This is a genomic window from Pseudoalteromonas sp. US3C1013 (genome assembly GCF_048401115.1).
Lineage (GTDB): Bacteria > Pseudomonadota > Gammaproteobacteria > Enterobacterales > Alteromonadaceae > Pseudoalteromonas > Pseudoalteromonas undina.
This window is the reverse complement of the sequence record NZ_CP183076.1, coordinates 141,552-153,771: the sequence shown is the minus strand read 5'-3', so window position 1 is coordinate 153,771 and position 12,220 is coordinate 141,552. Positions and strand designations below refer to the sequence as shown.

The window sequence follows — 12,220 nt, the reverse complement described above, 5'->3', positions numbered from 1 at the left end:
TTTACACCCCAAGAAGAGTTCTATTTTTACCAAATAAAATATTTACACTGTCTATCAATGTATCGTTACTAAATGGCTTACAAATATACCCATCAGCACCGGCATTAACTGCATCGATTAGTTGAGTTTCAGGCATCCCTGAAATCACTAACACCTTAATATCTTTAAACTCTTCGCAAGAGCGGATAAAACGAATGACCTCAATGCCGCTTAGTCCCGGCATAGATAAATCAACAGTTATCAGCTCTGGTTTTCTCTGGTGCATTAACGTACCAGCCTCAAACCCGCCTGCGGCTTCTACTACATCAAAACCGCTTCGTTTTAAAACACGCCTAATTGCAGAACGAACATTAGCCTCATCGTCAATAATTAAGACCTGTGGCTTGTGCGACAAACTTTGTGGAACTGGCATTTTATGTCTGACTAAAAAATCAATAAAGTCAATTACCTGCACTCTATAATTGCCTCGACCAGTCAGCTTATGCCCTTTTAAATCTCCCGCGTTAATCCAACGGCTTACCGTTCGTTGGTGAACATCGCAGTAACGAGCAATCTCACTTGGCTTTAATGTTTTTAGCATGCTAATAAAATTCAACTTGATTTTAAATTTACATTAACATAAATTTAATAACAAGGCGACAAATGAGACACTTGAGACATAGATGACATTTATTAGCAGCTAATTCAATAACACACCCTATTCAAGAATAGTCTAGAATAAATCCTAAGCTATTATTAATAGTTAAAAACACCCACAATTGTGGCTATCGTTATCACCAAGGGGCATCTATGTTCGCCATTGATACTTTTCACACTCACGGCAGCGATATAGATCAATTTATCCAACCTGTAAATCAGTTTACGAACAACAGCCCTGATTTGCTGCTTGGGTTTGCAACAACAGATACCATTAAGCACCTTTGCAACAACCAGCCAAGCTTGATAGAAAACACTCAAAACGGTTTATTTATCTCATCATGCCTTGGTTCATCAACCGAGCAAACCCTCTCATTAAATGAGCACAGCATTAGTTTATTCTCGATTAAAGACTCAAATGGTCATTATGGTGTTGCAAGTTGTAATGCAACCGATAATCTAAGAGAAAATGCTGCTCAAACCGTACTCGAAGCCATTGCTAATGCAGGCCAAACTGGACTCGCCCCAAAAATGGTCTGGTGTTTTCAAGTTCCAGGTAATGAGGAGTTGGTATTACAAGGAATTCAAGATGCTATCGGGCAGCGTATACCTGTTTTTGGAGGAAGTTGTGCCGACAACGACATTTCAGCAAAGTGGTGCTTTAGCGATACTAAAAATGTATACCAACAAGGCTTTATTATTGCAGTGTTATACCCCTCGGTAGAAACATTCGGCTTTTATAGTTCAGGCTATGATAAAACCGACCAGCTGGGTACAGTTACAAACGTTGATGGTCGCATATTAAATACTATCAATAACCAGCCCGCCTTTGATGTTTATAATCTGTGGCGAAAAAACATAGGGTTTGAACAGTTAAAAGCGGGAAATATACTTGCCCAATCAACAATGACCCCACTGGCAAGAGCCCTTTCCTCTGATGATGATATTCCTAGGCTGCTGCTAAGCCACCCAGCGGTAGCTGAAAATGGCACGCTAGAATTATTTTCAAATTTAAGCGTTGGCGATACTGTTTATCTTGCTTCGGGAAGCCCTGAACAATTAATAAAACGAGGCGATATGGTCGTTTCTTCACTGACCAAACTGGCAGACTTACATGCAATAAAAAATATAAAGGGCGCTATTATTATTTTTTGTGGCGGCTGCATGTTATCTATTCAAAGTACAATGCAAGAAGTAAAACACTCTATTGCAGCACAATTACCCAACACACCGTTTATTATGGGCTTTACCTTTGGAGAACTTGGCACATTTAGCGACTCAACTAGTAAGCACGGTAACTTAATGATCTCATGCGAAATATTTGGTGATTCTGTATGACTACCAACGAAATACTATTAGAAAAACTGCATTTATTACAGGTTCATAATTTAGCACTTGAAGAAAACCGTGCCTTTAACAGCCTGATTTTAGACGGCCTAGATGCAATCTTAAAAAACGACAGCACAGAAACCTTACTCACTGAGTTTTTTAATATTTTGCAACAAGCGATCTCTTTTTCTGCGGCTATTTTAATTAAAATAAATCCCAGTGATGAATTATCTACATTAGTTACAGCATCGCACCCTCATAGCGATGCAATAATTACCCAGCTTACAGTTCTCGATAAACCGAATAGAAACATTAAAAATGTATTTAACTTACACCAACTTCCTAATTGGCAAGTAACCGATCCTTTTTGGAATTCGCAGCATGCAATGCTCACCACTCCAGTAAGTACCAGCACAGAGAGCTACCAGCTCTATATTTTTTCTGAAACAATTGGCGCGTTTAATCAGCACGATATTACTTTAATGCAACGCTTTGTCAGTTTTGCAGGGAATACGATTTCACAATTTGAAAAACGAAACTTACTTGTGAAACAAAAAGAAATGGAGGAAAAACAAAGCAACATTGAACAAGTGCTAATCAACTCTGAAAAAATGGCTTCGTTAGGGCAAATGGCGGCAGGCGTTGCACACGAAATAAATAACCCTTTAAGCTACATTGTCAGTAATATCCAAAATTTGGCTTACAACCTTGAGCAATTTAGTCATTTAATTAACACACTCAAAGCAGAAAAAGCCATAACGCAGCAAACATTAGTAGATACGCTACAGCATTACCAATTTGATGAATTACAAACAGACTCAAGCGATATCATTGCTGAAATGACTGAAGGGGCTGATCGAGTTAAAGAGATTGTTCAAGGGTTAAGGCAATTTGCTCATCCGGATCAAACCCAAATTGGCGATATTGATATAACCGAGCTCATTGATAACACATTACGTGTTGCCTGGAACGAAATTAAATATAACGCCAACGTTGAAAAAAACTACAACACAGAACCCGTTATCATCACAGGGCGTTCAACCCAGCTCTCTCAGGTATTTTTAAATTTATTTTTTAACGCCGCTCAAGCCATTTGCGACAAGGTCGGTGTCATCAGTATCACCACTAAAGCCGATAAAAAAAATGCCTATATAACTATTGCCGATAATGGCAGTGGAATTGATGAGGACAAATTAAATAAAATTTTTGACCCTTTCTATACTACAAAACCAATAGGCCAAGGCACAGGGTTAGGGCTGGCTATAAGCAAAGCAATTATAGAGCAGCATAGTGGTCAAATTCGAGTTGAAAGCCAGTTAAACCAAGGTACTGTTTTTTATATTACCTTACCTAAAAAACCCAAACTAACTGACGATGTACTCACTATTTTAAATGCTAACAAACCGATTGAATAAGCTCTATTTACAGCACTGATTTTGTGTAAGTAAGCTGTAATAATCATCGTTAACTTTAAGGGTAATATAGTTAAAATATTTGCAAACCAAGGTACTGCGCTATGGTATTTAATCCTATCCGCTGTGATTTACGTATTGCTAAAGTACAGTATCTTGATACGGCTTAAATAAATCAGTTGTTTACAAGCAAAACTTAGACTAACTTTAGCCATTTAATACACTTTCTTATTGGTAAAAAAATGACGGACATTGACCCATTAGAGCAATTAAATCAACAACCACCGAGTATTTTATGCTTAGATGATGAAGCCAATGTGCTTAAATCTTTAGTTCGTTTATTACGCCAATATAAATTTGATGTGAGTGTTTCAACCAGTGGCCAAGATGCACTTGAAAAAATGCATGCAAAGGAATTTGACGTCGTTATTAGTGATATGCGTATGCCACATATGAGTGGGGCGGAGTTTTTAGCTAAAGCGAGAAAAATCGCTCCCGATAGCCAGCGGATTTTATTAACTGGTTTTTCCGATCTAGAGTCAACAATAAGTGCGGTTAACGAAGGAGGCATTCATGCCTATGTGCAAAAACCTTGGCAAAATGATCACTTAATTAGCGTTATCCAATCGGGTGTAGAAAAGTTTAGACTAAAAAAACAAAATGAAATTTTACAACTTCAAGTAAATCAACAAAATCAACAGCTAAAAGAACTTAATACTAATTTAGAACAACTCGTCGACAAGCGAACAAAACAAATTGGAAGCGTGCTGAAAAAACTTGAAGTCGCTAATGAAAGTGAAAAACGAGAGCATCAATCTACTGTTGAACTACTTTATAATTTTATTAATGCAAATCCGTATCTCGATGGTAAAAGAGCCGAGAACATTGCCGGCACATGCACGCAAATAGCGCGTTACCTTAATGTATCGCAAAGAAGTATCACGCTTGCGCCTATTGCAGGGTATTTAGCTCAAATTGGTTTACTTGCGATGGACCCTGAGCTTTACAACAAACCTATTAACGAACTCAATGAAGTACAGCGCAAAACGTTTTACACCCACCCGAGTATTTCACAATTAATGCTCATGCCTGCAACGCATTTAAGCGATGTTTCTGATGCAATTTATCATCAATTCGAACGCTACAACGGCCAAGGAATACCCAAAGGGCTTGCTAAAAACGATATTCCCATTGGGGCTATGGTGCTCAGCGTTGCTCGCGATTACTGGGAGCATTATGAGCAAAGCGATCCATTATTAACTACAAAAATGCGTCATGAGGTGGCACTTAATAATATTAAGCTTGGTAGTGGCAGCTTATATCATCCAAAAATAGTAAAATCGCTTGAGGCAAGTCATGTACAGCTTATGGCCTCAGACACTTCTATTGGCTCGATTAAAGTAATTTGCGCTCAAGAACTTGAAGAGAGTATGACACTGGCAAACTCACTGCACAGCCATACAGGTATTATGCTTTTACCTAAAGGGCACGTTTTCAATTCAAAATCGATTGTGAAACTACAGCAACTCGAAGCCAAAAAGCCGACTCCGTTTAGAATTATGGTTAAAACGGCTAAATGATTGATCTAAAATGCTCTTTTATTCGTTATACTAAGCCATAATAGTTACTTTCAAATATATTGCTTGAAGGAGCACACAGTGTCGCGATTTTCTGCCGTTACCGATAATCCCCACGACGGGCGTTTTAACCAAAAAACAGGTATTTTATTAACCAACTTAGGTAGCCCCGATGCCCCCACAGCAAGCGCGTTACGTGTTTACTTACGTGAGTTTTTGTCAGATCCGCGTATTGTAGAAATACCACGTATAGTGTGGATGATCATTCTTCACGGCATCATTTTGCGTATTCGCCCAAAACGCTCAGCTAAATTATATAAAAGTATATGGACCGAAAATGGCTCGCCGCTTACTCACATTACACGCCAGCAAAGCCTTAAATTAAATGCCTTATTAAAACACCATGGCTATACCAACACCGAAGTGGTTATGGCGATGCGCTATGGTAATCCATCAATCGAAGCGGGCCTTGAAGAGCTTAGAGACAAAGGTTTAACCCGTATTATTGTGCTGCCGCTTTACCCGCAGTATTCAAGCCCAACCACAGGCTCCACATTTGATGCGGTTGCCAATGTATTAAAAAAATGGCGCTGGGTGCCAGAGCTGCACTTTGTAAATGGGTATCACAAAAACCCAACCTACCTAGAATCACTCGCTAACAGCATTAGCGAAGATTTAGAAAAACACGGAATGCCACAAAAAATGGTGTTTTCATACCACGGTATGCCTAAACAGTTTTTAGATAATGGCGACCCATATCACTGCCTATGCCAACAAACCACGCGTTTAGTGGTTGAAAAACTAGGGCTAGACAAAGATAAAGTGATCACTACTTTTCAAAGTCGCTTTGGTAAAGCTGAATGGTTAAAACCATACACAGATGCAACTCTTGAGAGCTTACCTAGCGAAGGAATTAAAGATATCGCAATTATCAGCCCTGCATTTAGCGCCGACTGCCTTGAAACACTTGAAGAATTAGAAGGTGAAAACCGCGAAATTTTTGAAGAAGCTGGCGGCGAAAAATACCGATACATTGCAGCCCTAAATGATCGTGACGATCACATCGACGCTATGTTTGATGTGTTAAAGCCAATGCTATAAAAAGAGAGCAGCGGTTAGGTTTTAGCTCTCAGCATTCAACTGGAGATTAGCCAAGTGCGGTGAAAGCTTGTAGGCGCGAGTATATCTCGCGCTTTCTCTTGTATCACTTTCTGATAGCTGACAACTTATAACTCAAAGCTTCGCTTAGCGCTTACGTGTCACTATTAATGTGATTGCTCCGGCAATTATTCCCCAACAAGCAGAGCCCACCGACCATAAAGTTAAATCTGAGGCCGTGACTAAAAAAGTAATAATGGCTGCTTCAGTATATTCAGCACTATGCAAAGACTGCTGCAAACTATTGGCAATAGTGCCAAACAAAGCAATACCCGCCAGCGCCAATACTAAGGCCTGTGGCAGGCTTGCCACAATTGCCACTAACATAGCCGCACATAACGCCATAACTATATAAAACACGCCACCAGCAATACTTGCCCAATAACGCTTATCAGGGTCTTTATCGGCCTCTTCGCTCATACAAATAGCCGCTGTTATGGCTGCTAGATTAATAGAATAGGTACCAAAGGGAGCCGTCACACAATTTATTAACCCGGTCACAGTTAATGACGATGATATAGGCGCCTTATAATTATGTGCTTTCAAAATAGCGAAACCGGGTAAGTTTTGTGAGGTCATAGTTACTATATATAAAGGAATACTTATACTTACAAATGCCTGCAAACTAAAGCTTGGCGCAATATAAGTAAAACTACTGGCTTGCCAATGCACGGTACTGGTATCGATATTGCCCATATACCACGCTAAAAATATACCCGCTAGCAACACACTTAGCATCGCAAAACGGGCAAAAAAGCGCTTACCAATAAAGTACACCACCACCATTAAACCAATAACTAATGGCATATCGTTCATAAAGTTAAACACATCAATGCCAAATGTGACTAATACCCCCGCTAACATGGCACAAGCCAGTTCACTGGGAATGCGGTTCATGATTTTTTCAAACCACCCCGTTATTCCCGACACCAGCACCAATAAGGCTGAGAGCATAAATGCACCTATCGCTTCAGGTAAGCTATAGCCTTGCGCGCTTGAAATTAGTAATGCAGCTCCAGTGGTAGACCATGCAATTAAAATAGGCACTTTATAATAAAACGACAACACAATAGAGGTACTGCCCATTACCAAGCCCAGCATTAATATCCAGCTTGCCACTAATTCAGGTGTGCCACCTAAAGTAATCACCACTTGGTAAATCAATGCTATTGAACTTGAAAAACCAATAATAACGGCAACAAGTCCCGCCATAGTGCGACTAAGTAACTGATCAGTCCCTGCCATAATTCCCTCATTAAGAAACCCTAATGTTACAACATACTTTGCCTATTTATACTTTGCAATTTTGAATAATGAATAATGAAAAATGATCACGTTGCTAAAAAATTTTATTGGTCAGTTTTGTCTTTCAAAATCATTGCAATTTAAAAAACACATACGTACCTAAAAACATGCCACAGGGTGCGTCATTACTACAAAAAACCACACTTATTAAATCAAAAATAAATACCTAAAAAAGGTAAAGTACATACTTACAATAAGTTACAAAAACACCCGTTAACACTTTATGGTTACAATTTAAATTTGATCTCATCCTATTTTTAATATAAAACTTAACAATTAGTTCACCAATAACCCTAAAAGAGAAACAGATGAAACGTTACATTGTTTTAATTATCGCTATTCCTTTGTCTGTATTTGCCATATATACGCTGCTTAATAATCAGAATAAAACCGATGAGGTAGAAGCCCCCATAGCTATTGATATCGTTCCTGTTGATTCTGAATTTGCAAAACAAACACGTAAGCCATTACCAATCGATATGAGTAAAGATCCTATAAAAGGCGCCCCTTCAAAAGCAAAGTTAGCCGTTATTGAAAACTCATTTGACGCAATCAATAAACCTTCAACCAAGGCAAAAGAAATACTTAAAGCGGCAAAAGTACTGCCTACCGATTTACAAAATGAAGCCTATATAGAATTTGATCTAGCAGCGCTTAAAACCCTTGAAGCAGGGGATAATTTTGACCTAGCTATACCGCAAACCGCAGAAACCTACAGCGCTGAAATAACGAATGTTACCAATGCCAGTAACGGTGATAAAAGCATTGTTGGCCAAGTGATTGGTGCTAATGGAGCGTTGCATACCACTATATTAACCGTTGGTAATGACGCGGTTTATGGTCAATTTACTGCCCCAAGTGGCAATTATGTTTTTGAAAGCAAAGGCCAATACGGCTGGATTGCAGCAAAACGCGATTTATATAAAAACCATATAGAACACCAAGTAGGTGAACCCGCACCAAAAAATACTGACGGTGGAGATCCGTTTGCGCCCAGTGATGAAGAATCACCCTCAATTTAATTTTTAACCTCAACCAAGATGACTCAGCAGTAAAACTGCAATTACAAAAGAAAGGAAATACGACTATGAAAAAAATAATATCAACAGCCGCTATTGCAACGGCATTATGTGCCGCTAGCACCGTGTCAGCAGAAACAATTGATATTGGTATTTTATATACCGACCAATCAGCTGCCGCTACCAGCAATATTAATACTAAAATTAATCAGCTTATTGCTTTTAGTAATCAAGTATATAGTCAAAATGGCGTTGATATAACACTGCGTTTAGTCGGTTCTCAAAACTTAGGCAACCATGCAATAACCCCTTCAGAAGATTGGCTTAACGCTGTGACAAATAGCAGCTACGTAGATGGTTTACGTAATGATTGGAAAGCCGACATGGTAGCCGTATTAGGCACAGGCCAAAGTGCAGGCAGCGGTTTAATCTCTTGTGGACTAGCATGGGTTGGTCAAGGTACGAATGGCAATTTATACAGCTCAATGAGTAACCGTATGTATTCAATAACAGCCGTTGATTGTGGAGCTACAACGTTCGTACACGAACTAGGTCATAACCAAGGTTTGGCGCATTCTCGTAAGCAAGGCGATACGGCCGGTGGCGTATATGTTGATGGTATGGGCCACGGTGTACAAAATGAATTTGCCAGTATTATGGCTTACCCGCATGTGTTTGGTAGTGCAACTCAGTACGATTATTTCTCTAACCCAAATTGGAGCGTAAACGGCATTTCATTTGGTGTAACCAACCAAGCATATGCTATTCGTACTGTAACCGACACAAAAACCAGTATTGCTAACTTTAAATAAACCCAATTCTAAGAATTAGCATTAAATAAATGGGTAAAGTATTACCCATTTACACCAATTAAGTTTCCCTTGCGGAGCGCCTCGGCGCTCTTTTTAATGATTAACTGCTTTTATTGCAGGCATTAACGTTTTGCCATCGCTATCCACTTTACTCATTAGCGTTAACCCCATTACCTTAGCAAGTACAGGGTAAATATCTAAATTATTCACCAGCTCAATACTTACCCCTTTTTTAAACGCAGGACCTGCTGCTACAAAGGTGGCTGCCATATCATCACTATAAGCATAGCCATGTGTACCTAAATAAGGCGCTTTAGTACCGTTACTAAATACCGCAGGCGCATTGGTCTGCACTACAATATCGCCCACTCTACTCCCGCTATTATAATGGTAGCCTTCAAGCTGTTCGCTACTTAAAACACTATAGCGCCCCTTAGCCGCTTTTTGTAAACGTGCTTTATACGCGTCAATATCCGCATTTTTAGCATCGCTTTTAGTATAAATAAGTAAACGAGGACCGGTATTCACAATAATAAAATTATCATCTTTAGGTAAACTGCTAACAATAATGCTTTGCTCAGGATCAACCTGTGCCATGCCATGATCAGAAACAATTACTAAATTAATATCCTGAGATAATTTGCTCAAGCGAGTGCGTAATTGCCCCACTAAAGCATCTAACTTATGAACAGCGTCACGTGTTTGTGCTGCATCTGGGCCAAACTCATGCCCCATACTATCAACCAGCGAAAAATAACTGGCTACAAAACGTGGGCGCTGCGCTTGAGGCAAACTTAACCATTGTACAATTTGGTCAATTCTGTCTTGGTAGTCACCTTGTTTAGAATAATGAAAATAGTAGTCTGGCGTCATACCATTAAAGCGCGCATCCGACTCAGGCCAAAAATACACCGCCGATTTAAGCCCATGCATTTTTACTAAATTCCATAATGGAGTACCACGTACCCAGGTACTGTCTTTTTGGCCTTTACCCATGCTGTAGCATTGATTGTTGCGCGCTTTGTCACAAAATTTATTGTCAACAATACCGTGGTTCACGGGTAGTAAACCAGTAATCACCGAAATATGATTTGGAAACGTTTTAGTAGGGTAAACTGGCTGCATTTTTTGTGCTCTAACCCCTTGCTCAGCCATTGCTTTTAAATTGGGTGCACCGTGCTTTTCAATATAATCCCAACGCAAGCCATCAATTGAAATCATCACTACGGTTTGCTCTTTGGCTGCAAACGCATTACTCATCCCTAATAAAAGGCAAAAACAGACTGCCTTTGTGATCCACAACTTCATTTTAAACACCTATAGATGTATGTTAATTTTATAAAAAATAATACTAAAGCAAGTTGTTACTTTATGATACATGCTGATAGATTAAAGATGGCTCACTAAAAAATATAACTGTGCACTTAATAAGAGCCCAACGTGCAAAATAAAAGGATTGCCATGATCGACTTCAGCAGCAAAATCACCCCAGCGCGTATGCAACGTACGACGGCCAATTTACAAATGGCGCTTGAGAGCGATCGTGGCCGAATTATTAATAGTGCAGCCATTCGTCGGCTGCAACAAAAAACCCAAGTATTTCCGCTTGAACGCAATGCAGCCGTGCGCTCGCGCCTTACTCACTCATTAGAAGTACAACAAGTTGGTCGATTTATTGTGCAGCGTGTTTTTGCCAACTTAAATTACCAACAGCAAAAAGAATATGGTTTATCAGGCTTAGAACGCCCGCTAGAAACCCTAGTAGAAATGGCCTGCCTAATGCACGATATTGGTAACCCGCCATTTGGTCACTTTGGCGAGGCCGCCATTAATAATTGGTTTAATGCTAACTTGGCCAGTATTACGCCTGAGCGTTGCCAAACAGCCAATAGCAGTATAGGCGTTATTTTTAAACATTTAGCGCAAGATATTTGCAGTTTTGAAGGCAACGCCCAAGGCATACGTATTATTCACTCATTGCTCAGCCTAAATTTAACCTACAGCCAAAGTGCGGCAATTTTAAAGTACACCCGCCCTGCCAGCTTAGCCAAGCAAGATATCCCACAAAATAAAAACTACATTATGAAAAAAGTGGGCTACTACTACAGTGAAAAAAGCTTTGTAGAGGCACTGCAAACTGAGCTCAAAATGGAGCCGCATTGCCGCCACCCAGCCAGTTACATAATGGAAGCCGCTGACGATATTTCTTATTGCTTGGCTGACATAGAAGATGCGGTAGAAAAAGACATAATCACCACACAGTTATTATGCGAGCAACTAAAAAAACAGTATCAAAAAGCGTTAATTAACTTAGCCTTAAACGACACCCAACATCAAAGCTTTGTTGATGATGCAATTAATTACGCTATTGAACGCGCGCAAGCACAGCCCTTTAATTTTAATAGTGAATTTTTTATTTATTTGCGTGTATCGTTACTGCACCCATTAGTAAATCATGCTGCTAAACGCTTTATTGAAAACATAGAGCCAATTTATCATGGTGACTTTAACCATGCATTATTAGAAGACCGCAGCTACCTGCATGCAGTAACCCAAGCCCTTAAGCAAGTGGCACTTGAGCATGTATTTTCTCATAAAGAGGTCGAAAAGCTCGAACTACAAGGCTACCGTATTATTAACGGCCTACTAGAATGCTATAAACCGTTACTGCAATTAACTAGCGACGACTTTAAACGCGCACTACATGGCGACAACCGTTTATTAATAGAGTCGAGATTAGTTAAAAAACTCTCTAAAAAACATTTAAGTAGCTATCAGCACGCTATAAATGCCATGCAAGAAGAGCCCGACCACTTTGCAGCTTATGAGTTTTATTACAGATGTAGACTCATTCAAGACTACATAAGCGGCATGACTGACCAATTTGCTTACGACGAGTACCGCAGCTTAATGGTGATTGACTAATTTAAGCTTAGCGCGCGAAATTGCTAAGCCCTAGATAATTTTTTACT

General features: G+C 39.6%; 10 protein-coding genes. 7 read left to right on the top strand and 3 right to left on the bottom strand.

Going from position 1 to position 12,220, the window contains the following annotated elements; genetic code table 11:
- Position 1 precedes the first annotated feature (1 nt).
- Entirely contained in the window at positions 2–580 is a 579-nt protein-coding gene (locus tag ACNSN2_RS16165; RefSeq protein ID WP_109875066.1) for a response regulator, read from the bottom strand.
- A gap of 209 nt (positions 581–789) precedes the next feature.
- Here ACNSN2_RS16165 and ACNSN2_RS16160 point away from each other — a divergent pair, with 209 nt between their 5' ends.
- The 4 genes from ACNSN2_RS16160 (at position 790) to hemH (ending at position 6,055) form a co-directional block, all read left to right on the top strand.
- On the top strand, positions 790–1,974 hold the full coding sequence (locus ACNSN2_RS16160) for an FIST signal transduction protein (protein ID WP_418609815.1): 1,185 nt from the start codon (positions 790–792) through the stop codon (positions 1,972–1,974).
- On the top strand, positions 1,971–3,380 hold the full coding sequence (locus ACNSN2_RS16155) for a sensor histidine kinase (protein ID WP_055011573.1): 1,410 nt from the start codon (positions 1,971–1,973) through the stop codon (positions 3,378–3,380). The genes ACNSN2_RS16160 and ACNSN2_RS16155 overlap by 4 nt, the downstream gene beginning before the upstream one ends.
- A 239-nt stretch (positions 3,381–3,619) precedes the next feature.
- Positions 3,620–4,957, top strand: a complete 1,338-nt coding sequence (locus ACNSN2_RS16150; RefSeq protein ID WP_418609817.1) for an HD domain-containing phosphohydrolase — start codon at positions 3,620–3,622, stop codon at positions 4,955–4,957.
- A gap of 78 nt (positions 4,958–5,035) precedes the next feature.
- Entirely contained in the window at positions 5,036–6,055 is a 1,020-nt protein-coding gene (hemH, locus tag ACNSN2_RS16145; RefSeq protein WP_010389517.1) for a ferrochelatase, read from the top strand.
- A gap of 144 nt (positions 6,056–6,199) precedes the next feature.
- Here the strand turns inward: hemH and ACNSN2_RS16140 are convergent, their stop codons facing one another.
- A complete protein-coding gene (locus ACNSN2_RS16140) occupies positions 6,200–7,357 on the bottom strand; it encodes a benzoate/H(+) symporter BenE family transporter (RefSeq protein WP_418609819.1) in 1,158 nt (385 codons plus the stop codon).
- Positions 7,358–7,725: 368 nt separating this feature from the next.
- Here ACNSN2_RS16140 and ACNSN2_RS16135 point away from each other — a divergent pair, with 368 nt between their 5' ends.
- Positions 7,726–8,439, top strand: a complete 714-nt coding sequence (locus ACNSN2_RS16135; protein ID WP_054201457.1) for a hypothetical protein — start codon at positions 7,726–7,728, stop codon at positions 8,437–8,439.
- Between the two features lie 65 nt (positions 8,440–8,504).
- Entirely contained in the window at positions 8,505–9,248 is a 744-nt protein-coding gene (locus ACNSN2_RS16130) for a M12 family metallo-peptidase (RefSeq protein ID WP_010389522.1), read from the top strand.
- 93 nt (positions 9,249–9,341) lie between these two features.
- Here the strand turns inward: ACNSN2_RS16130 and ACNSN2_RS16125 are convergent, their stop codons facing one another.
- A complete protein-coding gene (locus ACNSN2_RS16125) occupies positions 9,342–10,556 on the bottom strand; it encodes an alkaline phosphatase family protein (RefSeq protein ID WP_418609821.1) in 1,215 nt (404 codons plus the stop codon).
- A gap of 153 nt (positions 10,557–10,709) precedes the next feature.
- Between ACNSN2_RS16125 and dgt the strand changes: the two genes are divergently transcribed.
- Entirely contained in the window at positions 10,710–12,173 is a 1,464-nt protein-coding gene (gene dgt / locus ACNSN2_RS16120) for a dGTPase (protein WP_418609829.1), read from the top strand.
- Positions 12,174–12,220 lie beyond the last annotated feature (47 nt).